General features: G+C 35.8%; 27 protein-coding genes. 8 read left to right on the top strand and 19 right to left on the bottom strand.

Annotated elements, in window-relative coordinates:
• Positions 1 to 5 precede the first annotated feature (5 nt).
• Complete coding sequence (locus SFA27_RS12270) at positions 6 to 722, top strand: DUF2490 domain-containing protein (RefSeq protein ID WP_047375163.1); 717 nt, start codon at positions 6 to 8, stop codon at positions 720 to 722.
• On the opposite strand, the gene SFA27_RS12265 is transcribed toward SFA27_RS12270, so the two are convergent.
• From SFA27_RS12265 to SFA27_RS12210, 12 genes are all read right to left on the bottom strand, one after another.
• Positions 719 to 2,767, bottom strand: coding sequence for a M48 family metalloprotease (locus SFA27_RS12265; protein ID WP_407292289.1), 2,049 nt, complete (start codon positions 2,765 to 2,767; stop codon positions 719 to 721). The genes SFA27_RS12270 and SFA27_RS12265 overlap by 4 nt on opposite strands.
• A 9-nt stretch (positions 2,768 to 2,776) precedes the next feature.
• Positions 2,777 to 3,223: a phosphohydrolase gene (locus SFA27_RS12260; RefSeq protein ID WP_047375800.1), complete on the bottom strand. Its 447-nt coding sequence runs from the start codon at positions 3,221 to 3,223 to the stop codon at positions 2,777 to 2,779.
• A gap of 80 nt (positions 3,224 to 3,303) precedes the next feature.
• The gene (locus tag SFA27_RS12255; protein WP_407292286.1) at positions 3,304 to 3,639 is read right to left on the bottom strand and encodes a YegP family protein; all 336 of its coding nucleotides are present in this window, start codon (positions 3,637 to 3,639) and stop codon (positions 3,304 to 3,306) included.
• A 17-nt stretch (positions 3,640 to 3,656) separates the two neighbouring features.
• A complete protein-coding gene (locus SFA27_RS12250) occupies positions 3,657 to 3,968 on the bottom strand; it encodes a hypothetical protein (RefSeq protein WP_264518058.1) in 312 nt (103 codons plus the stop codon).
• Positions 3,969 to 4,117: 149 nt separating this feature from the next.
• Positions 4,118 to 5,893, bottom strand: a complete 1,776-nt coding sequence (locus SFA27_RS12245; protein WP_047375155.1) for an acyl-CoA dehydrogenase family protein — start codon at positions 5,891 to 5,893, stop codon at positions 4,118 to 4,120.
• A 116-nt stretch (positions 5,894 to 6,009) separates the two neighbouring features.
• Positions 6,010 to 7,188, bottom strand: a complete 1,179-nt coding sequence (locus SFA27_RS12240) for an acetyl-CoA C-acyltransferase (protein ID WP_047375154.1) — start codon at positions 7,186 to 7,188, stop codon at positions 6,010 to 6,012.
• A gap of 40 nt (positions 7,189 to 7,228) precedes the next feature.
• Entirely contained in the window at positions 7,229 to 7,591 is a 363-nt protein-coding gene (locus SFA27_RS12235) for a four helix bundle protein (protein ID WP_047375152.1), read from the bottom strand.
• Between the two features lie 38 nt (positions 7,592 to 7,629).
• Complete coding sequence (locus SFA27_RS12230; RefSeq protein ID WP_264518053.1) at positions 7,630 to 10,023, bottom strand: 3-hydroxyacyl-CoA dehydrogenase/enoyl-CoA hydratase family protein; 2,394 nt, start codon at positions 10,021 to 10,023, stop codon at positions 7,630 to 7,632.
• A 54-nt stretch (positions 10,024 to 10,077) separates the two neighbouring features.
• Positions 10,078 to 10,530, bottom strand: coding sequence for a MarR family winged helix-turn-helix transcriptional regulator (locus SFA27_RS12225; protein ID WP_034694513.1), 453 nt, complete (start codon positions 10,528 to 10,530; stop codon positions 10,078 to 10,080).
• A gap of 165 nt (positions 10,531 to 10,695) precedes the next feature.
• Complete coding sequence (locus SFA27_RS12220) at positions 10,696 to 11,619, bottom strand: ABC transporter ATP-binding protein (protein WP_407292280.1); 924 nt, start codon at positions 11,617 to 11,619, stop codon at positions 10,696 to 10,698.
• Positions 11,620 to 12,119: 500 nt separating this feature from the next.
• Complete coding sequence (locus tag SFA27_RS12215) at positions 12,120 to 13,091, bottom strand: FecCD family ABC transporter permease (protein WP_407292277.1); 972 nt, start codon at positions 13,089 to 13,091, stop codon at positions 12,120 to 12,122.
• 25 nt (positions 13,092 to 13,116) lie between these two features.
• Positions 13,117 to 13,677, bottom strand: coding sequence for a TlpA family protein disulfide reductase (locus tag SFA27_RS12210; RefSeq protein ID WP_047375144.1), 561 nt, complete (start codon positions 13,675 to 13,677; stop codon positions 13,117 to 13,119).
• A 33-nt stretch (positions 13,678 to 13,710) separates the two neighbouring features.
• Between SFA27_RS12210 and SFA27_RS12205 the strand changes: the two genes are divergently transcribed.
• Together SFA27_RS12205 and SFA27_RS12200 are read left to right on the top strand one after the other, a co-directional pair.
• On the top strand, positions 13,711 to 14,835 hold the full coding sequence (locus tag SFA27_RS12205; protein ID WP_047375143.1) for a ferredoxin--NADP reductase: 1,125 nt from the start codon (positions 13,711 to 13,713) through the stop codon (positions 14,833 to 14,835).
• Between the two features lie 56 nt (positions 14,836 to 14,891).
• On the top strand, positions 14,892 to 15,449 hold the full coding sequence (locus SFA27_RS12200; RefSeq protein ID WP_149385600.1) for a vancomycin high temperature exclusion protein: 558 nt from the start codon (positions 14,892 to 14,894) through the stop codon (positions 15,447 to 15,449).
• On the opposite strand, the gene SFA27_RS12195 is transcribed toward SFA27_RS12200, so the two are convergent.
• A complete protein-coding gene (locus SFA27_RS12195; protein ID WP_047375140.1) occupies positions 15,446 to 18,055 on the bottom strand; it encodes a BamA/TamA family outer membrane protein in 2,610 nt (869 codons plus the stop codon). The genes SFA27_RS12200 and SFA27_RS12195 overlap by 4 nt on opposite strands.
• On the opposite strand from SFA27_RS12195, the gene SFA27_RS12190 reads away from it, so the two are divergent.
• The gene (locus SFA27_RS12190) at positions 18,041 to 18,766 is read left to right on the top strand and encodes a TrmH family RNA methyltransferase (protein WP_407292273.1); all 726 of its coding nucleotides are present in this window, start codon (positions 18,041 to 18,043) and stop codon (positions 18,764 to 18,766) included. The genes SFA27_RS12195 and SFA27_RS12190 overlap by 15 nt on opposite strands.
• A 76-nt stretch (positions 18,767 to 18,842) precedes the next feature.
• Here the strand turns inward: SFA27_RS12190 and SFA27_RS12185 are convergent, their stop codons facing one another.
• The 5 genes from SFA27_RS12185 to porQ all read right to left on the bottom strand — a co-directional run bounded on the left by SFA27_RS12185 (position 18,843) and on the right by porQ (position 21,933).
• Entirely contained in the window at positions 18,843 to 19,343 is a 501-nt protein-coding gene (locus tag SFA27_RS12185) for a hypothetical protein (protein WP_047375134.1), read from the bottom strand.
• A gap of 3 nt (positions 19,344 to 19,346) precedes the next feature.
• Positions 19,347 to 19,655, bottom strand: coding sequence for a phage holin family protein (locus SFA27_RS12180; protein WP_034694332.1), 309 nt, complete (start codon positions 19,653 to 19,655; stop codon positions 19,347 to 19,349).
• A gap of 80 nt (positions 19,656 to 19,735) precedes the next feature.
• Complete coding sequence (locus tag SFA27_RS12175; protein ID WP_047375131.1) at positions 19,736 to 20,086, bottom strand: YtxH domain-containing protein; 351 nt, start codon at positions 20,084 to 20,086, stop codon at positions 19,736 to 19,738.
• Between the two features lie 95 nt (positions 20,087 to 20,181).
• Positions 20,182 to 20,856, bottom strand: a complete 675-nt coding sequence (cmk, locus tag SFA27_RS12170; RefSeq protein WP_047375130.1) for a (d)CMP kinase — start codon at positions 20,854 to 20,856, stop codon at positions 20,182 to 20,184.
• An 84-nt stretch (positions 20,857 to 20,940) separates the two neighbouring features.
• Positions 20,941 to 21,933, bottom strand: a complete 993-nt coding sequence (gene porQ, locus SFA27_RS12165) for a type IX secretion system protein PorQ (RefSeq protein ID WP_047375129.1) — start codon at positions 21,931 to 21,933, stop codon at positions 20,941 to 20,943.
• A 167-nt stretch (positions 21,934 to 22,100) separates the two neighbouring features.
• Between porQ and pyrH the strand changes: the two genes are divergently transcribed.
• Complete coding sequence (gene pyrH, locus SFA27_RS12160; protein ID WP_047375127.1) at positions 22,101 to 22,808, top strand: UMP kinase; 708 nt, start codon at positions 22,101 to 22,103, stop codon at positions 22,806 to 22,808.
• Between the two features lie 82 nt (positions 22,809 to 22,890).
• Here the strand turns inward: pyrH and SFA27_RS12155 are convergent, their stop codons facing one another.
• Entirely contained in the window at positions 22,891 to 24,249 is a 1,359-nt protein-coding gene (locus SFA27_RS12155; protein ID WP_407292267.1) for a lipase family protein, read from the bottom strand.
• A gap of 364 nt (positions 24,250 to 24,613) precedes the next feature.
• Here SFA27_RS12155 and SFA27_RS12150 point away from each other — a divergent pair, with 364 nt between their 5' ends.
• The 3 genes from SFA27_RS12150 (at position 24,614) to SFA27_RS12140 (ending at position 26,557) form a co-directional block, all read left to right on the top strand.
• A complete protein-coding gene (locus SFA27_RS12150; RefSeq protein ID WP_407292264.1) occupies positions 24,614 to 25,138 on the top strand; it encodes a hypothetical protein in 525 nt (174 codons plus the stop codon).
• A 7-nt stretch (positions 25,139 to 25,145) separates the two neighbouring features.
• Positions 25,146 to 25,688 carry a DUF4468 domain-containing protein gene (locus SFA27_RS12145; protein ID WP_407292261.1) on the top strand — a complete coding sequence of 181 codons (543 nt, stop codon included), beginning with the start codon at positions 25,146 to 25,148 and terminating at the stop codon, positions 25,686 to 25,688.
• Between the two features lie 83 nt (positions 25,689 to 25,771).
• Entirely contained in the window at positions 25,772 to 26,557 is a 786-nt protein-coding gene (locus tag SFA27_RS12140) for a hypothetical protein (RefSeq protein WP_407292259.1), read from the top strand.
• The last annotated feature ends 64 nt before the right edge of the window (positions 26,558 to 26,621 follow it).

Raw genomic sequence — 26,621 nt, 5'->3', positions numbered from 1 at the left:
TTTTTATGAAACGTCTTATAGGCCTAGGTTTACTACTTGGAATTTCTTTTTTTAAAGCACAGGAACATATTTCCAGCTTCAATGCAGTGACTCTGACCTATAAGTTTCATCCGAAATTTTTCCTTTATGCAGAAGGGCAGATGCGTGGCAACGAAGATTATACCTATCCTGATTATTATGAGATAAAAGGGGGAATAGGGTATAATCTTACCAAAAACCACAAGCCTTTCGTAGGATTGGGAAGATATGTGAACTATAAAGAGCACAGCTTAAGCAGAGAGGAGTTCAGAGTATGGCTTCAGGATGTCATTGATATTAAAAAAGGCATCGTAAAGTTTGAAAACCGTTTTCGTGTTGAAAAAAGCTGGTTCTATGAGCCAAAAACAGATCTGACTTCCCAGAGAATGCGTTACAGATACCGTCTGAATGTAAGTGTTCCTTTAAATTCCAAAACCATTAAGAAAGGAACTGTCTTCGCTAATGCATATGACGAAATCTTCTTTGTAAGCCCAATGAAACCTAGTTTTGCCAGAAACAGAGTTTATGGTGGTTTTGGCTATCAGATTGATGATTACTTCGGAATCGTGAGCGGATATCTTTGGCAGCGTGAATTTGAAGCGAAAGGAAACAAAAATTTACATTTCGTCTATCTTGCGTTAAACATCAACATCGATGGAACGGATCATCACACAAAGACCTACGATTTCCCTGGTGCGGATTAATTCTTATTTAAACTTGACTGAAAGTTTAATAAATCCAGTTTAGAATTAAGATAGTGATCATTGAGTAATGCCCTATATTTTTCAATCAGCAAAGATACAGCACTTACTTCATGCTCAAGATATTGGTCTTTGTTGAAGTAAATATATTCAGAATCTACAAATTCCTGTAAAAGGGTTTTATCTTCATCGGTTAAGGCTTCCTTATAAGCTGAATTTTCAAGAAGTTCCCTGGTTTTTTGTTTAAAGGGTTCTTCTGCTTTTAATAGTTTAGCTCTATGTTTACGGATTTCGTCAAAGGGTAAAGTGACTGCCATGAACTGCAGATATACGGTGAACTCATTAAGGCTTTTCTGGAAATCATCAAATTCCTTATCTATGACTGCCAGGTTTTTATACTTGGCGAGCAGGTCTTTTTTCAGATCCTCATTAGAAATATGGTAATAATGCTGAAAGATAGCTTTGTCATTTTCCAGAAGCTCTTCTTGTACCTTTTTCAGTTCATTTTCCAGATCAGGAATAAGATTTCCTGCATCTTTTGCTTTGTATAGACTGCCATCAAATCTAAAGGTTTTTATTTCTTTAGGATAAGACACCAAGTATTGCAGAGTCTGTATATCACTCTCTATTCCGGATTTCTCGTAGACTAAAGATACTTTTTTATCACTGAAAAGATCGGAATCTTGATGAGGTGAAGAACTTGAAATTAAAGACTCAATATTTTCTACAATAGGATTATGTCTTTCGTAATATCCGTTAAAATCTGAGCTGAAAGTTTGATAGGTATTATTATCCAGATAGAGTTTTATAAAGCTTTCATCATCTATTACTTCTCCTACATCTTTTACACTGCGTAAAGTAAGAAATTTGGCGGTCATTATTTCGCAGATATTATCAAAACCACTGATGATTTCTTTTGCATATCTGTGGTCTGCAGCGGTATTTCTGGTTTTATTTGTTTTAATCCTTTCAATTCTTTTCAGGATATCGGGATGTGAAGTCCATTGATCTTCAATTTCTATTCTGGATTTATTATATCGGGTAAGATCTTCGGCATCTATTTTAGGAAGTCCGTTTACATAAGGATGATTATTTCTTTCACATAAAATTTTCATTAAAGAAATCTGGTTCTTATAAAGATCCTTTGGAAGATATTTTTGCTGGCTTTCAACATAAAAATTAAAAGAATAATTAAAAGCTGCATCACTCAATTCAAGCCTTAGTAAAGATGAAGCCTGCTCTTGAGGATTGGTAATAAAGGTTGAAATTGCATCAGCATGGTATTCCATTTCTCTCTGGAGAGATGCATGATTTTTGAAAAGAAAATTTGAAATACTTTTAAGAACAGATTGAAATGCATTGATGAAACTGACTGATATCAGACCAAAAATTTTAAAAACGGCATTGCCTCCCGAAAATTCCAATATAAAATTTTCATACTCTTTATTATTGTAAACCGTTTCAAAAATTATTTTTTCAGCCTGATTCACATAGCCACCCACCTTCATGCTTTTTTGAGAGAAATGTCCAAATTCATGGGCTAAAATAGTTCTTAATTCTCCTACACTGGTTGAATTGATAAGCCCAACACCAATCGTCAGATTTTTCTTTACCGGTAAAAACATACTCCAGAAAACAGAGTTATAGCTTACACTGGCATTCACGTCGGGTGAAAGAAAAACTTTTTGTGGAGCTTTTACTTTGGTTTCAGCTACAATTTCATCAATAATGGCAAACAGCGCAGGCTGGTGGGATCTGTTGACTTCTATCAGGTGGCGGGTGCTGTAATGCGTCTTTTTAAAAATGAATTTAACAAGAAATATAAACACAAAAACTCCAACACTTAATAATCCTGCTGCACCAAAAACTGTGAAGTAGTTGAGAGAAACACTTAACAGCTTTATTGCCCCATATCCTAATAAGAATATCATCAGGAGAGATGCGAGTATAAGTATCAGATAAATCAGGAAAAAAACCGAAATAGATACAATAGCAGAGACCAGCTTGGATTGATAAGCTGATGAAATTTTAGGAAGGTTATTAGTCATGTGTTTTTATTAATATTTCTCTATCAGATAACGATAGGCTTTCAGATATTTGTTGAATCTTTTAATATCCTTAGGCGTAAGTTCTCTGTTTACTCTTCTAAGGTCCATATTGTCACGAAGATCATTCAGTTTTACAGCAACAGAGAGCAAAGATCTTTCTGTTCTTTTAATGAAATCATCATAATCTTCTTCCGGATCAAATTTTGTAAGACAGCTGATAGCAAAAATGATATATTCAGGAAACCCTTCAGACCTTAAATAATCCAGACTGAATTCCTCCGGATGGTCTTCTACTACGTCATGCAGTACTCCAACGATTTTTTCGTCCAGTGTTTTACCATAATTCATTACACGCATTACGTGGGCTATGTAAGGGGCATGATATTTATCGGTTTGTCCTTTATGGGCTTTGTCGGCAATTTTGATTGCTCTATTCAGTAATTCTTCTTTTGTCATTTCTAATGAAAAATAGAGTACAAAAATAAAAAATGCCTTAAAAAAATAAGACATTTTTATCAAGATTATTTCAATTCAATTCAAAGATTTGCTTCATCCTCTACGTGAGCGTGTGGAGCATTGTTTTTTACAGATTCTATTCCGTTTTCCATGCCGTTGTCAGATTCATACATCTGGCTGGTTCCTATGATCTGTCCGTTTCCTGCCTTTAGATTGAAATAACATCTGCCGTCTTTGGCAGTATTTCTTTCAAATTTTGAATCTTCCTGTGAATAGGTCTTTACAGATCCTATTCCGTTTTCGCATGATGGTTTTGTGCTGTAGCCCTGGCTGGTTAAAATAACCTGTCCGTTTCCTGCTTTGAGGTTAAACTGAAAGTCTCCGTTTGTTCTTTTAGAGATAATAAATTTTCCCATGATAATAGTTTTTGTGATTATTTAGATGGTATTAGTTTTTTAGGATTCATCTGGATTTTGTTTGGGGTAATGGCGTTTAAAATTTTGTATTGCGAATAGTCCTTTTCGGGGTCTTGCAAAGCCAGATAGACCATAGTGTCACTAGGTTTTTTGATCAATATTTTATAAAGCCCTTTCTGATGATGAGTTGAAGTCAGTTCAAAATTTTTTAGCAAATCTTTATTCTGAATTTTTAAAGTATCTGCTTTATGAAAAGATATTAATTTATCTCTTTTTTGTGCCGTCAAAGCGGCCGATATAAGGAGTAAGGGAAATAATATAATTTTCATGTGTTATTTAATTTTAAATAAAAATAATATTTTTTTTTGAATAAAACCACTGAATCTCAGTAAATTCAATGGTAATAACAATAAGCAACGGTGAAAAATAAAAGCGCCTCAAAAATTGAGACGCTAAATCAAATTTATGTTATTAAAGACTAATAAGCTCCTTTCTCGATATAGTGAGCCGCCACTTTTTCAGTTAAAGCTACTACATTCGGATGGTTGGTATACTTCGTGAATCTTCTTAATCCGGAAAGCATCATTCTCTGTTCATCTCCTTCAGCGAAAGAAATGATTCCTTCTTTAGCGGCCGTGATGATTTTCTCAACAGCTTTGTAAAGGTTCAATTGAGCCATAGCTGCTTCTACAGATTCAGGTGAGAAGTGTTTCTCAGCTCTTAATACTGCAGATTCTGCCATATAAATCTGGTTTAGGATTTCAGAAGCATTCAATAATAAGTGCTGTTGTTTCTCAATATCCATCATGAATTTCTGAAGTGCAGCTCCGGAAACCATCAGGAATACTTTCTTAAGATTGGCAATAATTGCTTTTTCCTCACTCATGAATTCTGAATAATCAGGAACTTCAAATGAAGGGATACCCATCAATTCTTTGCTGATTGCCATTGCAGGAGATAAAAGATCTAATTCACCTTTCATTGCTCGCTTGATAAGCATTCCTACAGCTAATAATCTGTTGATTTCATTGGTACCTTCATAGATTCTTGAAATTCTTGAATCTCTCCATGCAGCTTCCATAGGAGTATCTTCAGAGAACCCCATACCACCGTATACCTGAATTCCTTCATCTGCTGTATGCTGAGCAAGGTCAGAAACGAATACTTTAAGGATTGAACATTCTACAGCGAATTCTTCTACACCTTTCAATTCTGCTTCCTGGTGGCTTAATCCACTTGCTACTAATTCATCTATTTTATCCTGAACATTTTTAGCCGCTCTGTAAGAACCTGCCTCACTTACGAAAACTCCCGTTGCCATTTCAGCAAGTTTCTTTCTGATTGCTCCGAAAGTAGAAATAGAAACACCAAACTGTTTTCTTTCATTAGAGTACTGGATAGAGTGGTTTAAGATTCTTCTTTGTGCATCAAGACAAGCTGCAGCCAATTTGATACGGCCTACGTTCAATGCATTTAAAGCGATTTTGAAACCATTGTTTCTTTCTCCTAAAAGATTTTCCACAGGGATTTTCATATCATTGAAGAAAACCTGACGGGTAGAAGAAGCACGGATACCTAATTTGTGCTCTTCTTCTCCGAAAGTTAGACTTTCAGGGTTTTCAAGTTCAGATCTGTTGATGACGAAACCTGTGATATTTTTATCATCATCAATTTTAGCGAATAATGTAAATGTATCTGCAAATCCTGCATTAGAAATCCACATTTTCTGACCATTAATGATGTAATGTTTTCCGTCTTCGGAAAGTTTTGCTCTTGTTTTTCCTGAGTTGGCATCAGAACCGGCATCCGGCTCTGTCAGACAGTAAGCTCCAAACTTAGCTCCTGTTGCTAAATCCGGAAGGTATTTTTTCTTTTGCTCTTCAGTTCCGTAAAGAACGATAGGAAGAGTTCCGATTCCTGTATGTGCTCCATAAGCCGTTGCTAATGAACCCGTAGTTCCGGAAATATAATCGCAGGCAAGCATTGTGGTTACAAAGCCCATTCCAAGACCTCCGTATTCTTCAGGAACAGCAATTCCCAACAATCCCATATCACCCAATTTACGCATTGTCTCTTCAGTAAATGCATAATCTTTCTTTTCAAAACGCTCTCTTTGAGGAACTACCTCTCTGTCTATGAATTCTTTTGCTGAATCACGAAGCATCTTTTGCTCTTCGTTCAGTTCTTCAATACTGAAAATTTCGTTTGCAGGAATTTGTTTGATTAGGAATTCCCCGCCTTTTAATGTAGCCATATGTTATTTTGTTATTTTAGATTGATTATTCTGTATTCAAGTATTCATGTAAAATGTATTTATGATCTTATGCTTGTGAATCATAAATACATTTTACGTAAATACATCAATACGCTTTAAAGTAGTTCAAAAATAGAAGCCGCTCCTTGCCCTGTTCCCACACACATGGAAACCATTCCGTATTTGTTGCCTCTTCTTCTCATTTCATCAAGAAGTTGAACCGTTAGCTTTGTTCCTGTACATCCCAGCGGGTGTCCAAGTGCAATGGCTCCTCCGTTTACGTTTAAGATATCAGGATTTAAACCTAATTCTTTTTTGATGGCAACGGATTGGGAAGCAAAAGCTTCATTAAGCTCGATCAGGTCGATATCTTTTAGTTCTAATCCTGCTTGTTTTAATGCCTTAGGAATAGCATAAATAGGTCCCATTCCCATGATTCTAGGTTCAAGTCCGGCAGCAGCATAAGCTACTAATCTTGCTTCAGGCTCCAGTCCTAATTCTTTGACCATTTCTTCACTCATTACCATTACAAAAGCTGCTCCGTCACTCATTTGGGAAGAGTTTCCGGCTGTTACGCTTCCTCCGTTGGCAAATACAGGTCTTAATTTTGCTAGGCCAGCTAAAGAAGTGTCTGCTCTTGGGCCTTCATCTATTGAAAAATCAAACTTTTTTGTCTGTAGTTTCTGATTTTCATCCAGGAAGTTATATTCTACAGGAATCGGAACAATCTGGTTGGCAAATTTTCCTTCCTGATTGGCTTTTAAAGCTTTCATATGAGATTCAAAAGCAAACTGATCCTGTTCTTCTCTCGTAATATTATATTGTTTTGCTACTTCTTCCGCAGTGTAACCCATTCCCCAGTAGTAATCCGGGTTTGTTTTTGCAATATCCGTTTCAGGAACCGGTTTGTAACCTCCCATTGGAATGTATGACATAGATTCTGTACCACCAGCGATGATACAATCTGCCATTCCAGCCTGAATTTTTGCAGAAGCAATAGCAATGGCCTCGCTTCCTGAAGCACAATATCTGTTGACGGTTACCCCCGGAACTTTATCCGTATTTAATCCCATTAAAGAGATCAGACGTGCAACGTTCAGCCCTTGTTCAGCTTCCGGCATTGCATTTCCTACGATAAGGTCATCAATTCTGTTTTTATCTAATTGTGGTAGCTCAGCCATTAATTTTTCAATAACGGTAGCCGCCATGACATCAGGTCTTGTAAATCTTAAACTTCCTTTTGGAGCTTTTCCAACGGCAGTTCTGAAACCCTTTACTATATATGCTGTTTTCATTTGTTTGTATTAATGTATTTACGTAAAATGTATTTATGATTTAAAATGCTTGAGTATTAAATTTTTGTTTCAATTTTGCCAACATATTTTGTATGTGTTTGATTTCAGAATAACTAATATTAAAATCATCATTTTTAAAGAATCCCAAATCATTAGCAATTAAGATTTGAGTTTCAAATTCAAATGAAGAGCCTAACGCAATATTCAGAAAATGTGAAAATTGAGCATCTGTATCCCGGCCTGCACCTTCAGCAATGTTAGAAGGAATTGAATATAAGCTTCTTCTTGACTGTGAAGTCAATCCGAACATTTCATCTTTTGGAAAATTACCTGAGGCTAAGTAAAATACTTTACAGAGTTTCATTGATTTCGTCCAAACTTCTAAGTCTCTAAAATTGTGCATCGTTAATACATTAATACTTTTTACATTTTACAAAAGATCTAATTTCTTAATGGTTTTCCGTTCTGTAACATGTACTGGATTCTTTCCAAAGTTTTTCTTTCTCCACAAAGCTGAAGGAAGGTTTCTCTTTCAAGATTCAATAGGTATTGTTCTGTAACGACTGTTGGTTCAGATAGATTTCCGCCTACCATCACGTTGGCCAGTTTATCCGCAATTTTCTTATCGTGTGCAGAGATGAAGTTTCCGGTTAACATCTGGTCTGTTCCTACATAGAACATTCCTAATGCATCTTTTCCAAGAACTTTTACTTTTTGCTCGATTGGCTGAGTATAGCCCTGTTCTGCTAATAGTTTTGCCACTTTTTTAGCTTCAGCAATCTGTCTGTTTTTGCTTACGGAAACGATGTCTTTACCTTTTTCAAGGATTCCCATGTCATAAGCTTCATAAGCAGAAGTAGCTACTTTACCCATTGCGATATTCATGAACGCATCACGAAGTCTGTTATTTTTCACATCATCGTTGTGGAATTCTCTGGAAGTTCTTAAGGTTAATTCTTTAGTACCACCTCCGCCAGGAATTACACCAACTCCCGTTTCTACTAGTCCTATGTACGTTTCTGCTGCTGCAACCACTCGGTCTGCATGCATTGTCATTTCACATCCTCCACCTAGAGTCATTCCGTGAGGAGCAACTACTACAGGAATAGAGGAGTAGCGTACTCTCATCATTGACTTCTGGAAGTAAGCGATTGCCATATTCAAATCATCCCAATCCTGCTCGATAGCCATCATAAGGATCATAGCAAGGTTAGCCCCTACTGAAAAGTTAGCTCCCTGGTTTCCTACAACTAAACCGTCATATTCTTTTTCTGCTAAATCAATTGCTCTGTTTAATCCATCAAGAACTTCGCCTCCAAGAGAATTCATTTTTGAACGGATCTCGAAGTTAATGATTCCGTCTCCTAAATCTTCAATAGCAGCACCGGAATTGCTCCAAAGCGTTTTGTTTTTTCTGATATTGTCTAAGATGATGAAAGCATCCTGACCAGGAATTTTGTTGTAGTCTCCTGAATTTTTATCAACGTAAATAGTTTGTCCTTCATCATTTACTTTATAGAAGGTTTCTACGTTTTTCACCCAGTCTGAAACTTCGTATCCTGCATCTTTTGCCAGTTCAATACCTTTTGCAACACCTACAGCATCCCAGATTTCAAATGGCCCGTTTTCCCATCCGAAACCAGCTCTCATAGCATCGTCTATTTTATAAACTTCGTCAGAGATTTCAGGAACCTTATGAGAAACATAAGCGAATAGTGCTCCTAAAGACTTTCTGTACAATTCACCTGCTTTATCCTTACCTCCAATCAGCACTTTGAATCTGTCAATTGGTTTGTCTATAGCTTTTGTTAATTCTAAAGTAGGGAATGATGATTTTCCTTGAAGTTCATACTCTAAAGTGTCAAGATTTAATCCATGAATTTCAGATTTTCCTTCTGCGTTTTTCACTTTTTTGTAGAAACCTTGTTCTGTTTTTGAACCTAGCCATTTATTATCCATCATTTTCTGGATATAAGGTGGAAGGGCAAATACATCATTGAAATCATTGGCTTCAGCACCACTCTGGCGAACTCCATTGGCTACCATTACCAAAGTATCAAGGCCTACAACATCAGCTGTTCTGAAAGTAGCAGACTTTGGACGTCCGATTACAGGACCTGTTAATTTATCAACATCAGAAACGGTAAGTCCTAATTTCTGTACATTATGAAGAAGATCCATCATTGAGAATACACCAATTCTGTTGGCGATGAAAGCTGGAGTATCTTTTGCTAAAACGGTTGTTTTACCTAAGAATTTCGCCCCGTAGTTCATATAGAAATCTATAATTTCAGGAGCGGTATCGTTGGTAGGGATAATCTCTAAAAGAGGAAGGTATCTTACCGGGTTGAAGAAGTGAGTTCCTGCAAAGTATTTTTTGAAATCCTCGCTTCTGCCTTCTGTAAGGAAATGAATAGGAATACCGGATGTATTAGAAGAAATCAATGTTCCCGGTTTTCTGAACTGTTCAATCTTTTCATAGACAGACTTCTTGATATCAAGTCTTTCTACTACTACTTCAATAATCCAGTCTGTGTTTTTTATTTTCGGAAGATCATCATCGAAGTTTCCGATTTTAATTCTGTCTGCAAACTTCGGTGAATAAAGAAGTGCAGGACTTGCTTTTTTAAGTTTTTCAAAGTTTTCGGAAGCAATTCTGTTTCTTACTACCTTATCATCTTTGGTCAAACCTTTTTTCTGTTCAGCTTCAGTAAGTTCAAAAGGAACAATATCCAAGAGTGATACTTCAACACCGATGTTGGCGAAGTGAGCAGCGATACCGCTTCCCATAATTCCCGAACCAAGAACCGTTACATGTTTGATTCTTCTTTTCATATGTAAATTTTTATTTTTATAATATTACATGATACCCAAAGGTTTCATCATAATTTATTTTCTGTTGTTTAATAATTCGTTTGCTATTTTCATGATTTCGGTCATCACGTCTTTGAAGGCATCCAGCTTTTCCGGAGCTATTTTTTCCATCACCTTCTTATTGAAATTGACAACAACTTCTTTTGACATGTTTCTGGAGTTTAAACCTTTATCTGTAAGCTTAATAATAACCTCTCTTTTATCAGTGGTTGTCTTTTCTTTATAGATATATCCGTTATCTTCCAGAAGTTTGATGATTCTCGTTAAGGAAGTGGGTTCAATAGCCATCTTTGGACCAAGATTGGTACTTCGGGTTCCTTCTTTGGGATCAATTTTAAGAAGAGTAAGCGCTTGTACCGCTGTGGAATCATGTTCCTGAGCTAGTTCTGTGTACATTTTAGAAACAGCCAACCAGGTCTGTTTTAAAATTAAATCTACGTTTTCTATTTTTTCTTTATTATTATCCATCATTTTTGCGCCAATGGTTTTACCCAAATTTAGTAAATATTATGCATGCATAGTATTTATTAACGTTAAATTTTGTTAATAACCTGATAATAAATAGATTAAATTGTATGATTAGCATAATACTATGCATGCATAGTATATGGATTAATTAAGGAAATCCCAGTATTAATGAATGTTTGTAACTAAATTTATGATTTCTTCAAAAGATTCACATTGGTATATTAAGGAATCTTTAGTAATTACCCAAAAGTCGTTCTGAAACTCGAAATTTAGGCCAGACAGGTCTTTTTGGAAGTTTTTTTGAAGCAGAGAATACAGCATTTCCTTATGAAACTGCGGTGCAGAGATAAAAGGCGGAATAAAAGTCTCATTAATTTGAAATAATGATGCATTGGTGAGTTCATCATGCTGAAGTAAAATATCCTCAACAATCCCAGAATACAAATGGTTTTTCTTTACATACCATATTTTGTCTGCAAACTCTTTGGCCAGCCGCCAGTCATGAGAAGAAAACAGGATAAGTTTATTTTGTTCTTTAGCCAGTTTTCTTAAAGTTTTAAGAATAATTATTTTATTTTTCTCATCCAGATGGGTAGTTGGTTCATCCAGAATGATGATTGGAGAATTTTGGGTTATTGCACGTCCGATAAATGCTTTCTGAAGATTTCCGTCCGACAGGTTTTTCAGAAGGGTATATCTATATTGGCTTAAATCCAGTTCTTCAATGATGTGGGCAACTTCTTCACGGTCTTCTTTTTTTAACTCAAAATAAAAAGGGTAGTAGATGTATTTTCCCAGAGAAATAAGATCTTCAACCGTATAATGCTGCGGAATGACGGACTTTGAAAAAACAATAGCAATATTCTCAGCAATTTCCTTTACAGAAAGACTTTTTACATTTTTTCCATTAATAGAAATCTCCCCATCCAGTAAAGGCAGCTGATGCAGAATAGATTTGATAAGCGTTGTTTTCCCTACACCGTTATTACCAATCAACAGACATACATCACCAAGCTTCAAATCCGCATTGGCATTGGAAATTAAGGTTGTATTGTAGCCGATATCAGCCTGTTTGATCTGTAAGTGCATGTTTAAAAGAACAATAGTATTAGAAATAAAAGGATAGGTAGAAAACTTAAAAATAGATATAAGAATTTATTTTTTTTAACTTTCCATAATGTGTAACCACCTAAAATAAGGCAGCCCCAGAATGCTGCAGGTAACGCAAGCATAATCCACCAATTATGACCCCAAGAATAAATCCAATGTAACCTCTGATTCATCCGAAACATTTTTGAATATTCCAGAAATACAAAACTTACTACAAACAAAATGATGTGTGCAGAAATTAGTTGTTTTTGTGTTATTTGAATTTTCATTGTTTCGTTTATAACTATATAAGTTTTACTTAATAAATCATGCTGAAAGCATCTCTTCAAAGTTGATTTAGATTCCTTCGGAATGACACATTACGAATATTTTCTCTTTTTTATTTCATGAAGAAAGTTAAGAATTTATTCCCAAAATATGCTTCATCTGCATAATCTGTGAGAGTTTTAAATTAATGATTTATATTTTCATTGATGTTTTTACACTTTATTCTGCTTCAGAAGCATCATCAGAATCACAGGGATTCCAAACACAGAACTTATCACATTCAAAGGAATCTGGGTTTTTTCTGCAATAACAGAGAAGAAAAGCATAATCAGCATCCCTAGAAACATATTAAGAATCCATTGCTGCCATAGTTTTGAGGGATTATAGACCAGTCTGCAAAAGTGGGGAACAATGATTCCGATAAAAAGGATAGGTCCTAAAAATGCCGTAACAGAAGCGGATAGGAGAGAGGACGCCACGATTATTAAAAGTTTCAACTGTTTCAAATTTACACCTAAACTTTGTGCATAGGAATTGCCCAGAGAATTTCCAATGAGTGGTTTTATCGCTCTGAAACAGATAAGCATACCAATTGAAACTAAAATAAACAACACATAAATCTGGTTTCTCGTTACCATATTATTCGCCCCGAAAGACCATAAAATATAGTTTTTCAGACTCTGGTTTTCTGCATAAAATTGTAACAGTGAGACAATAGCACCAGCAAATGCAGAGACAAGAAATCCAAAAATAATGAGATAGGATTTGTCCTGAAATCTATTGGACATTGATAATAATATCAGCATCAGGAGCAGACTTCCTCCAATAGCTGATAAGCTTAAGAAGCTGTTCTGCAGAAACTCAGGCAGTAAAATGTCATGAGAAAAGAAAATATAAAAGGCAACAGACAAACTGGCAACCGAAGTGATTCCCAATATATCAGGTCCTGCCAGCGGGTTTTGAAAATATTCCTGCATCAGAAAACCTGAAGTAGGAATTGAAATTCCGGCCAGCATCATTACCAAAACACGGTTGATGCGGATTTCAGCGATTTGATTATGATCAGAACTTTGGAAGAAATCCTGAAAATTTAAACTTAAAAATCCTGTGTTCAGATTGATGACAGCGCTCATAATAATGGCAATCAGGAATAGCAAACACAGGATTTTAAATCTTTTTGACATGATTCGGAAAGAGTTCAGTCTGTTTTTATTGTAAGAAAGAATCGATTTTTGAATTTAATACATCTTCCGTCATCATTCCCAGGTATTCATCGGTTTTATCACCTTTTCTCATGAAAGTAAAAGGAATAGAACCTCCGTCCCATTGTTTGAAATTGGAAGAGAAGAAATTTTGATCCAGTTTTTGTCCATCAAGTAAGATAACACTTTTCCCAAGCTTATTTTCAGTTGCAAAATTCTTTACAGCACCAGCCCAATCAGCTTTGTCGTCAAGATTGATGAAAGTGAATTTTACGGGCTTGCCCTTCAGTTCCTCCATTTTACTTTTAAAACTTGGAATCTCTCTCATGCATGGACCGCACCAGGTTGCAAAAAAGTTGGTAACATATAAAGTATCATTATTTTTTGCTAAATACTGACTTACATTTTCAGGAGAAAGTTCTTTGGGAATATACGTACTTTCCTCAGCACCTGTGGGTTGAGTTACAGAAAGAGAATCTGCAGCTGCTGTGTTTTCAGTTTTCTGGCCTTCTTTTTTACAGCTGTATAATGCAGTAAGGAGTAACGTGGATAAAATTATCTTCTTCATAAATTATTTTTTATCTATTTTTGAATTGAAGTTATGGAACAACAAATCTATAAAGGAAAACTGATACAGTTTCATCCGTTAAAAATAGCGAAAAAGGAAGAGCTGACCAAAAATACTTTTTCTCTGGAGTTTGATATTCCTGAGAATTTAAAAGAAAATTTCAGGTTTGAAGCAGGGCAGTTCGTCAGTATAAAATTTCAAGCCCATGGTAAAGAGGTTATTAATGATTATTCAATGACTTCGGCACCTTATGAGGGGAAAGTAAGTCTGGGAATAAAGATGAATTCTCCTGAAGGTGCTGCTTCCCAGTTATTTCAAAACTATAATGTAGGTGATGATCTGTGGGTGAGTGAACCCGGAGGAAGATTTACATTGGTTTCCAAGCCCAGTGAATTCAGGACTATTGTTGCTTTCGCAGCTGGTATAGGAATCACGCCCATTTTGAGCCACTTCAAGAATATTCTTCACACAGAATCCAGAACCCGGTTGTTTCTATTTTTTGGAAATAAAAGTTCAGAAGATCTGGTGTACCGTGATCAATTGGATAATCTTGCAAGAACGTGTGGTGACAGGCTTCAGATTTTTTACTTCTTCTCGCAGGAGAAAACTGGAGATCAGTTTTTTTATGGAAGATTGGATGCCAAGAAATTGAATCTTATCATTAATCAGATTCTCCATTTGGATGATACCGATGAAGAATCTACAATCTGGGATGCTGTAGACGAAGTGCTGATCTGCGGAAAAGGTGAAATGATAAAGACTTTGGCCAATGCCTGCTATCACCATGGAATTCCGAAAAAGAACATCCATTTTGAACTTTTTGAGGAATTTAATGATGATATTTATCCTGTAGAAAAAGAATTCCCTTTGATTGAAGATATAGAGATTGAATTTACCATGCTCGGAAAAAAATACACTACTTATCTTCCTGATAATAAGGATAAAATTCTGCAGCAGCTTCTGATTCAGAAGTTTCCGGTTCCTTATTCATGCAAATCCGGAATCTGTGGAAGCTGTGAATGTTCTTTAGAAGAAGGGGAAGTGGAACTGCTGGAGAATGAGTATCTTACTGAACGAGAAGAAGAGCAGGGGCATATATTGGCTTGCATGTCTATTGTGAAAAGTAAAAAAATAAAGCTTAACTTTGATCTTAGTTGAGAGTCATTAGGAACATATTTAACCTGGGTTTTATATCATTGGAATTGGGAATTCTGATGATATGTTTCTGTAATGTGTGGGTTTTCGGGCTTACCAACGGGAGAACCTATACCAAAATCTCAAAAATTCCACCAAGAGAGGTTGCATTGGTTCTGGGAACATCTCCGAAAATGAGATCCGGAAAATCTAATCCCTATTTCACAAAAAGAATGGATGCTGCGGCTCTTCTTTATCATCATGGGAAAATCAAGAAAATTATCGTAAGCGGGGAGAAGAGTACAGGTTACAATGAACCGAGAGCAATGAAAAATTACCTGGTTTATCTGGAAGGTGTTCCGGAAGATATTATTATGGAAGATCCTAAAGGTTTCAATACCTACAAAAGTATTCTCCGTTGTAAGGATGTTTATAAAAAGAAAAATGTCATTATTGTATCTCAGGGATATCATAACCTGAGGGCCTTGTTTTTTGCAAGAAACAATGATATGAATGCTTTGGGATTTGATGCTCAGGATGTCACAAAATCTGAAAGCTTCTACAGAAATCAGACGAGAGAAATCCTCGCCCGTGTGATTGCTGTAGTCTATTTTATTTTAGGCGTTTCTCCGGATTAGAAAGGATATCCGAACGCGATATTAACAGTAGGTTTGAAAGGCTGGAAATATTTGAATCTCCATCGGTCTCCATCAGGTTTATTCGGGTCATAGATCTTGTAAGCAAGGTCAATTCTGGCCGTTACATAGGCGATATTAACCCTTAATCCGAATCCGCTTCCGATACCCACTTGTTTCAGGAATTTATTGAATTTAAACTCATCTCCATATCCGTCATTATAGTTACGAAGACTCCAGGTATTTCCTATATCTGTAAATAAAGCTCCCTCATAAGTCTTATTGAACGGAATTCTGTATTCAATATTGGTGGTAAGCTTTACATTGTCTGTCATATAAGTACGTACTCTTTCATCCACCTGAGAATCTGCAGGACCTAATCCTCCAAATGCCACCCAGGCTCTGATATCGTTGGAACCTCCATTGAAATATGATTTGATGATCGGCATGTCCTGAGAATTTCCATAAGGTATCCCCACCCCGATAAACTGGCGAAGTACCAAGGTCTGGTTGCCATTGAATTTGAAATACTTTCTGGCATCAATATCAAATTTTACAAACTGTGCATATGGTAACCCGAAAATGGTTTTCTGGGGACCGGTAACAACACCTCCGTCGTTATCTTTTTTATTGAATAGGCTTAAAATGTTACCTGCAAGCTCAACTTTCCCATTGAAATAAAATGCGTTTGGATATTCTTTTTTCCCGATTTCACTGTATACAAAGTTATAAATCATGGAAGAAATAAGAACATCCTGCGTCTGCCTGTCTTTATTCACTAAGGTCCCTCTGAAGGCCGTCAAAAGATCTGTTCCTTGTTGATTAAGACTTGCACGGTAAGCGTCGTTCTCAATAATCTTTTTGGAAACTTCATCTACACTAAGTTTTCCATCTTTATAATCTTGTCCGGTTTGTGCAGTTTCCGGATTAAACATAAAATAATTCCCGAAAACTTCATCTTTTACCCTTCCGTCATTCACAAAATAATCGTAGTAGGCATCTTTATTTTTGGTAAGACTGACCTGAGTATTAAATAAAGTAAGCTTATGATACACCTGATCATTGACACTTGCCTGATAGTTCAGCCCAGTATTGAAAATCAATCTCCCCAAACCGATATTGTTCTGTATGGATGCCCCTAACAAAATAGATGAAGTAGGCGTATATCGTTTAGGAATGAATTTATAATAATTAAACGGAAGCAAAAGCCTTGGGAAATTCAAAGATGCCTGAGCTGATATTTCATAGGCGGCAACTCTTTTATCAATATCTTTCGTACTTCTGATAGATCCAAATGTTCCTGAAAGGCTTGTGGAAAGGTTTTCTGCCCCTCTGAAAACGTTTCGGGTGGTAAGGTCTACGGAAGGAGAGATACCAAGATTTAATACCTGGGAATAATTAATATCTGTTCCCAGTTTAAACTCGTACTTCGGAAGCGGTTTCAAAACATATAATACATCAACAATGCTGTCGTTAGGTGAAGCCATTCCTCCTTGTCTCAGGGAGTCTCTTGCCTTAACGATGCTAAAATTGTTCATCGCCAAAAGATTTCTCTTGGTAACATCAAGCTTGGTTTGATCAAAAACCTTTTTACTGTCCGGAATAATAGCTCTCCATATGGATGAAAGTTTATATTTATCATTCATCGTATGGAATCTTATTCTTCTTAAACTGTCTTTTTTGGTATTTTTAGGATAATCACCCGGTTCATCTATAATGGCAACATCTATATTTCCGAAAGTTGAAATCTTATATGGAGTATCCAGAGAGTCTTTATGAATTTCCAGTGTCAAAGGAATCTGCTTTCTGCTTTTAAGAGAATCTGCCACAAAATAGACTTCATCATTTGAAGCATTGAATCTATAGAACCCAAACTCCCTCATCAGATCCGTAATTCGGGTTACTTCTCTTTCAAGAACGGTCTGATCAAGAATCTGTCCTGATCTTACAAGACTTCTGTTCAGATTATAATTGTAATAACCTTTGATCCCCTGATCCGGAATATTGTAAAAATAATCCTTGATCCGGGTAGGTTCATTATGCTTAATAGAATAATGAACAGATGCTTTTTTAGAAGCAGAATCCAGAGTATGTTTGAATGTTACATCAGAATCCCAGTATCCTCTGTAGGTAAGTCTTTTCTTAATAGATTCAGCACTTTTTTCGCTTCTTGTCTGATCAAGTATTACCGGCGGTGTTCCCCAATTGTGCAATAAACGATCAAACAGCAGGCTTTTTCCAACACTGCTTTTCATATTGTATTTAAGGAATAAAGAGTCTCTCAGTTTCTGATTTCTCATCTCTCCGGGATAGGTCATGTATTCGTTAAGTATCGTATCGTATTTTGTATCAGCCATATTGTACAGAAGAAGACTTAATGGCATGAAAAGGAATTGCTTTTTATTGGGTTTTTGCTGAATATAATCTTTGAGTTCCTCATCGAAAAATTCTTTCTTATCCTCGAACCCTAATGTGTTCTTGGTAAGCAGATATTCGCCTTCAGGAACTTTTTTTGTTGTACTACAAGCATAAAGGAGACCAACAAATGTTGCAAATGAGATAATTTTATAATATTTTTGAGGAGAATTCTTATAATGCTTACAGCTCATACAATAAAAGTTTTACAATCTTTGGATAAAAAGAAGTTCAGACAAAAATACAATTTGTTTTTGGTTGAAGGTAATAAAATCATTTGTGAACTTTTTAATTCTAACTTTAAAGTTAAAGAAATATTGTCAACCGATCCACAAAAATTGGACCGTACTGATATTCCTGTTACCCATATCTCTGAAAATGAATTAAAAAAAATTAGTTTTCTTAAAACGCCAAAAGATTCCGTAGCGGTATGTTATCTTGCTGAGGAAGAAAAATTAGCGGATAAAAACATACAGTTGGTTTTGGATGGAATACAGGATCCTGGAAATCTTGGAACGATTATACGACTGGCGGACTGGTTTGGAATAGAGCAGATCATCTGCAGTGAAGATACCGTAGATGTCTACAATCCGAAAGTGATTCAGGCTACTATGGGCTCTTTTATCAGAGTGAATGTAGTATATACTGATCTTGTGGAATATCTTTCCTCAACAGAGAATATAAATATCGGAACGGATATGGAAGGGGAGGATATCTATACTTTTGAGAAACCTGAAAAAATCAATCTGATTTTAGGAAATGAAGGAAACGGAATGAGACCGGAAACTGAAAAGCTTTTACAAAAAAGTATCAGCATTCCAAGGTTCGGAAAATCCCAGTCTACAGAAAGCCTGAATGTATCAATGGCTGCCGGGATTATTCTGGGACAGTTATTTTCAAAATAGAAGCCAGAAACTAGAAGTTAGAGAATATCCAGTGATTTATACTAATTTCTAACCTCTAGTTTCTAACATCTAATTTCTATATCAACTGTTCCATGCTGGAAACACTTTTATTTTTCTGATATACTTCCATCTTTTTTCTGACATACTTCAGCGCTATAGGTGCAAGGTAAATCAATGCAGCACCAATCAGTTTTTTCTTCCAGTTGGAGCTTTTCATATTCTTTTTGGCGTAGTTTCCTACGATAGCAGTAACTCCTAGTTTAACGAGGCTGTCTGTAATATTTCCTCCTTTAAAAGCGGAACTAGCAATTCCTACAGCTGTATTTTTGTTAATCAGCAGGTCTTTTACTTCTGAGGTAAGCTGTTTGGCAATGACGTCCTTTCTCAGAACCACTTTTTCATCACCATCTTCATCTATCTTTTCCTGAAGGTACTGGTCACTTAATCCGTTGGTAAATGCACTTAGGCTTTCCTTCGTGTTTTTGAAGGTAAGAAGATTCTCCAGATCACTTATTTCACCTTGAAGCAGTTTTTTCTTTCTTCTTAATTCTTCTATGCTCTCGTATTTTCTGCCCATAGTTTAATGATTTAAAAATTTAATAACCTGATCTGCAACAGTATTGACAATCTTAGTTTTGAAGGCAACAACAAACGCCATTACCAATGCATAGAATGCAGCAACAATTAAGAATCCGTAAGAGTAATTATCCAATGCTTTTCCGATAAGGAAAGCGATTCCAAAATTGAAAAGGATAATAAAAAAAGCAAAAGCAACAAGCAGTACTACAAAGTAAGTAATGAGCCCGGCAGAAAGAGAAGACTTTTCAGTAGCTTCAATTTTCAGAAGATCTATTCTCTTGGAGGCGTATTCTTTAATAGTTTCTATCATTGTTTTTTTTTAAAGTTACAAAAAAAGGAACTTTCGCACAAAAGTTCCTTTCTGTAATTTACTTAAAAAAGATAAATTACTTATTTTTTCAGATCATTCAGTTCCGCTTCTACATCTTTTGCCAAATCTGCAGTTTTAGAAACAATCTGATCTTTGTATTTGTCATATCCGTCTTTCACAGTATGTGCTACGCTGCTTGCAGTTTCTTTGAAAGTAGAAGAAATATTGCCATATTGGTCTTTTACTTTTTCAGAAACCTCTCCGTATTTATTTTTAGCCTGATCTTTAAGATCATTTGCCTTATCCTTTATCTTTTTTCTGGTTTCTTTACCTTCTTCCGGTGCGTATAACATTCCTAAGATTACACCTGCCGCAGCACCTGCAAGAAGTCCTGCCAATATACCTGCTGTATTATTTCCTTTTCTAGACATTTTAAGTTTTTTAATAATTAATAATAGATTAGTTTTTACAGTAATAAAACTTACAATTTGTATACCAAAGGAGGCTTGAAGCCTATTAAAAATTGTTAAATCTTTTCGATGTGAGATAAAATAAGTTCTATGGTTTCTTCTTTGGTTAGTTCAGAATTATCAATAACGATAGCATCTTCAGCCTGCTTCAATGGGGCTATTTCACGCTCACTGTCAATCTTGTCACGTTCTATCAGGTTTTGTTTTACCTGCTCTTTATCTGCTTCTATTCCCAGACCTTTCAGTTCCAGAAACCTTCTGTTGGTTCTTTCGTCAATGCTGGCAGTAAGAAAGAATTTATAGTCCGCATTTGGCAGAACTACTGTCCCAATGTCACGTCCGTCCATAATAACACCTCCTTTTTCTGCCAAAGTGCGCTGTGACTGCAGCAAAAAGTCTCTTACCTCTTTCTGTTTGGCAACAAGGCTTACGTTGTCAGATACTATATTGGTGCGGATTTCCTTAGAAATATCCGTGTCATTAAGGAAAAGAATAAGGGTGCCGTCGTTATTTTTAAATTCAAGTTTGATCTGATTAAAAGAAGAGGACAGTGTGTTCAGATCAATCTCACCGTTTTCATTCAGACAATGCTGCAAAGCATACCAGGTAACTCCTCTGTAAAGCGCTCCTGTATCCATATGAATAAGTCCCAGTTTATCAGCAATGACTTTAGAGATAGAACTTTTTCCGGTAGACGAGTACCCATCGATAGCAATTACAGGTTTTTTCATACTGCAAATTTCAAGATTTTTTCTTAAAAATCAAGAGGAAGTAAGAAAATTTCAGAATAATTAAGAAAATTTCAGCCGGAAAGATTACTCTCCTCTATGGCTGGAAAGGTCCATGGAAATTCCTATCTGATTGACATTCGAAGAGTTGTGGTATCTTACATGAGCATAATCTATACGGAATCTGGAAACTTTCACTCCAAATCCTGCAGAAAGTCCTGAGAAGTTTCTTTGATCCGCAACTGCCAGTTCATTTCCTCTTTTAACATTATATCCCAGCCTGATATTGAAATTCTTTTCCGGAAACAATTCAGCTCCCAATGAAAAGTGGTCTGCAATTTTTCTGCCGGCTTTTACTTCCTGTCCATCAAGGTTATATTCTGAAGAAATATCAAATTTCTGAAGATCATGCGCTGTAATAGTGATCGCAAGAGGGAAGTTCTTGATTATTTTGGTGTACCCAAGATCAATTCTGAAAGGAAGATTTTCTCTTGTTCCATTGAATGACTTCAGCTGGAAACCAAAATTTCTCATCACTAAAGAAAGAACTTCTTTAGTTTTTTTATTATGATAGGTAACTCCCGCTGTTCCTGAAATTGCGGAAGAAGTATAGTTGTCAATTTTTGAGGTAACGAAATTAAGTCCTCCACCAATCGTCCAGTCTTCTTCAAACTGGTAGGCATAGCCTGCACCAATAGCTACATCTGAAGCTTTGAATTCTCCGTTTTCGAAACCGCTTTCATCCGTTCTGGGTGTGCTCCCATAGCTCATATATCTGGCATTGATGGTAGCCATATGGCCATTCTCAAAGTCTTTGGCATAAGCAATAGTTCCGTATTTTGAATCGGCAAGATAAGCTGTTGCATTTACAGAAAGCTGTTTGTCAGAATCTTTATTTAACAGGGCAGGGTTTGCAATAGCAAAGGAAACATCATAATCTCTTATCGAAATTGCATCACCACCCAAAGCAGCCTGTCTTGCAGATACAGGTACATTTAAGAACGGATAAACATTTGTTCCTGTTTGCGCATAAGAAACAATTCCTGATAGAAATAATGAAAAAATGATAATTTTCTTCAACTCAATTTATAATTAATGCAAAAATAATCCTTTTTCGTACTTTTCAAAATATTTCTTACATTATTTCTATTTAAATATTTTTCTTTTATCAATATCTTTAATGATTATATTTGCAAAATCAAATTCTGGGGAAACCCATACTAATAAAAAGTTACTAAAAATAAAAGATGAAATATAAAAGAATCCTTCTGAAACTAAGCGGTGAGGCCTTAATGGGAAACAGACAATATGGTATTGATACCGAAAGACTGCAGGAATATGCTGTTGAGATTAAGAAAGTAGTCGAAAAAGGCTGTGAAGTTGCGATCGTCATTGGAGGAGGAAATATTTTCCGTGGTGTTGCAGGAGCTGCAAAAGGAATGGACAGAGTACAGGGAGACTATATGGGAATGCTGGCAACTGTCATCAATGGTATGGCATTGCAGGGAGCATTGGAAGATGCAGGAATCAAAACAAGACTTCAGTCTGCTATCGAAATGGATAAAGTAGCTGAACCTTTCATCAAAAGAAGAGCAGTAAGACACCTTGAAAAAGGAAGAGTAGTGATCTTCGGAGCAGGAACAGGAAACCCTTATTTTACTACAGATACAGCAGCTACTCTAAGAGCCATCGAAATTGGAGCTGATGTGATTTTAAAAGGAACAAGAGTAGATGGAATCTATGACAGTGATCCTGAAAAAAATGCTGATGCTGTAAAATACAATTCATTATCTTTTGATGAAGTATTTGAGAAAAACCTTAAGGTAATGGATATGACTGCCTTTACTTTGAGCCACGAAAACAAATTGCCAATCATTGTATTCGATATGAATAAAGACGGTAACCTGTCAAAAATTGTAGACGGAGAAAATGTAGGTACTTTGGTTGATTTATAATCAATTTTAGTAGAAAAATATAAAAAAACACCTGCCACGATTATCGTGACAGGTGTTTTTGTTTTTATAATAGTTTTAACACCTATTTGTCTGCTTCAATATTTTGTGTGGCATTTTCCTTTTCAACCAGAGTGTAGTGGGAGAAAATCCATTCAATGATCTGATTTATTATTTTCATGATCATCTCAAATTCTGTGACAGCAGTTACTCCCGGTACTAGTTTCACAACGCCCGGTTTAGGTAATGGCTGTGGTAGAATAAGACCAGTTACCTGAGGATCAGATCCGGTTGCAGGAATACCATTATACATACCCACATGCTGTACTGATAACTGAAGCATATAATCCTGCAAGGTTGCCGGAGGTGTTTTGATGCTGATTGAGGAGCTGCTTGAGTGCTGCAGTTGGCCCGGAAGTGATTGGTTTTGTATCCTTGTATAGCTGGCTCCTGATTTTGAAGAATCATCAATAGCCATCTTCTGTAAAGCTTTTAATATGGAAGCTGTCATATTGGTAGTGGCCTGTCCATATATAGTTGCAATTTTTTCCAGTTCTGATACCGGCCACGCATGAGGGACAACATCCAGATCATTCCAGTGCATGGTATTCCAGCTTTGGTAAGTACCTGATTGTTGCTGCCATCCTGGTGGCAATGGCGGGAATTTGCTGTTGAACAGGCTGGCAAATGCTGCCTCACCCGGAGTTGGTCCTGCGGTAGGATATACAAGTGTTACACCGAATGCATTCAGATCTTTATTTTCTTTCAGATAAAGAGCAAGGGTAGGTGATAATGCTCCTGCAAGACTGTGTCCGCAAAATATAATAGCTGTACCCGGTTCCGGATTTAAGCCTGCAAGAAACTGCTGCAGTGTAGTTTTAGGTGAAGCTGCAGAATCAGGGCTTTCAAGTCCGAGAAGGATGCTTACACCGGTAGCGGTACCTTTTGAAATATAAGGATCAGTGCCATTATAAGCTGATGGAGCGAAATTGGAAGGGTTGTATGTTGTCCAGTTTACGACTTCTGCAACTGAGAAATCTTCTGTTTCCCAATCGTAAAGGGATGATGGATTAGTTGCTGCAATAGCTACAACATAAGCAGGCAATGTAGGGCCTCCCGGAAATGCAACAGCGTCACATTTCACTACGTATAATGCATTATCTGCAACTCCTGTAGGAACTCCCTTTTCATTTTTTTCCTCGATCAGGGCAGGCCCCCATACAAGATCCCAGTTTCCTAATATCGGCAGCACTGATGGATCAGCTGTTGAAGGTGTTGTTTGGTTCATTATTTTAACAGGAGGAACATTGTTAAAATAAAAAGATAAGTCATACTGAAGCTGTTGCTGTAGTTGAATACCCAAACCGTTGTAACCTCCGGCACGGTTGGCAAGACCAGCCATACCAAAAACTTGTTGATAGGCGTCTAAAGATGGATTTGTCATAATGTGATTGGTTTAAATTAGTTTATAAAGTGAATTCTTTTACATAAAATTCTCTTTTGTGTGATATTATAATCTCTGTTGAGAACTTTACTAAATGATAAAGTAAAATAAGCCATAAAAAATGGCTTGCAAATCAGTAGAAATAACCAAAATATCCTATAGGTATTTGTACCGGAAGACTTCATTTAGGATCATTAAAAGCCATCTTCTTTTTTCAAAACAGGGACAAGTACACAAAATCCATCTGTGAAATAGCTATTATTCAAAACAATCATGATCTGGACGCAGAACATTTTCATTATTAATACGGGTTTCCGTAAAATGTTTTATTTGGAATATTTCTATATTTGAGGAAAATTAATGCATGGAAAAAATATTAATTATAGCTTTATTAGTGGTAATGGCGCCCTTTAATGCTCAATCTAAGAAAAAGGTAGTAAAAGATACCTTTGTAAAAGATTACATAGAAATCCTTAAATCTCCTAGTGTCCCTCCTTATGAGGTCTCAATGTTTGATAGATATTTTTCGTTAGGAAATCAATATGAGAAACCAACTTTACTTGACGACAAACCCGAAGTTAAGTATAATGAAAAAATAGGTGTTTACACTTATGTTTTTAAGCTTGATGATGTAAATTATAGCTTGTATTTAAAGGAAAACAGAATAGTAGAAAAAATGATTACTGTCTTTGATATTACTCATTTTGTTGCATTATTGAAGTTGTATAATATAGAGAGTAGTGAATTTGTGTCGGGTAAAGGATTTAAGGTAAATGAGAATTATATTTTAGTATCTAAATCAAGGTTCGATGAATATGATAGCTATTCTTTTGATATTAGAAGTCCGGAGTTTTTCAATTTAAGGGACTTGTTAAATAGCAAAAAATAAAATATCCATGGGAAAATTAATTATTTTAATAACAACTTTTGTGGGAGTATTAGCTTTTTCGCAGGAGCTAAAATATGAAGAAGTGGTACATGTTGATTCAAGTGCAACGAAGGAAGAGCTATATAAGAGAGCTAGGACCTATTTATCCAAGAACTTTAAAGATGAAGGAGAATTATTCACAATAGAAGATAAAGATGATGGTGAACTTACTGGAAGTGGAAGAGTGCGATATTATACAAAGAAGATATTTGTAGGTGCCTTGTGTACTATTGGATATGTGAATTTCAAAATCAATGTATATCCTAAGGATGGCAGGTATAAATATGTCATACATTCACTGGTTCACGAAGGTACAGATTGCAGGAAAAATAGTGCTATTAATTATGGACTACTAACATTGAGCGATAAACCAGATAAATCAAAAGATGTTTTTCTTCGAAAAGGACCATGGCAAGATATAAAAGAAAAAACAGATTTAAGAATGATTGAGGTAATATCCGGATTAAAAGAAGCCATGAACAAGCAACACGAAACAAGTAAAGACTGGTAGATAAAATAAGTAAAAAACAACCCAAGTAATATGAAGGTCTCTTTTGTGGAGGCTTTTGTTATATTTGTGAAAAACTAAAAATTATGGAATTTGGAGACAAACTTTTTGAAAAAATACAAAGCCAGCTTTTCAAGATATTGGATTTGGCAGAAAAAATGCACGTAATGGAAGAGGCATTAAATTTTTACTACGACAAAATTTTTATGAGCCCTGATAAAACTATTATTTCTACTTATCCTATAGGATATAATGAAAACTATGGGGTATGGAGGTCTAGTACCGAACATAATATTGATTCTTATTTAAATTTTATCAACAATGATTGTCGGATAGGCATTCCTGTAGATGGCATAGCAAATCTTACAACTATCATGGAGGTAACATTTTCAGATGTAATACTAGAGATTGTGAAAGAGTACCCCAAAAAAATTGCTGATAAAGTAAAAATTGAAACTCCTAAAATTTTTCATTTCGAAACGCTTGAAGAATTACATCATTATGCGGCCAAAAAATTAATTAATAATATTTCATATAAAAGTCCTAAAGACTTTATGGAAGAGTTTAAAAATATTTCAGGAATAGATCTTAATGAATGTAAGCAATATCAGAAGTATATTGAGTTAAAAGCAACTAGAGATGTCTATGTACATGGTGTCGGCATTGCAAATGAAATTTATACAGGGAAAGTTGGTAAAGAATTAAAAAGAGCTGAAGAAGGAGAGCTTTTACCTTGTGATTTTGATTACTTGTATAAATCTTATGAAGTCTGCTTAAATATACTGGAATTTTTGGAAGATGAATGTCACAAGAAATGGAAAAGTGAAAAGTATGTTAGAATGGTGGATGGATTAAATTCTAGAATTTCCTAAACTAAAATCACTTTTACTGCAATACATTTATAATTACTCAGAAGAAAACAACATAGACACAAAA

The organism is Chryseobacterium sp. HR92 (assembly GCF_045689405.1).
In the GTDB taxonomy this organism is placed as follows: domain Bacteria; phylum Bacteroidota; class Bacteroidia; order Flavobacteriales; family Weeksellaceae; genus Chryseobacterium; species Chryseobacterium viscerum_A.
The sequence above is the reverse complement of the archived record's forward strand: the minus strand, read 5'-3'. Positions and strand labels throughout refer to the sequence as shown.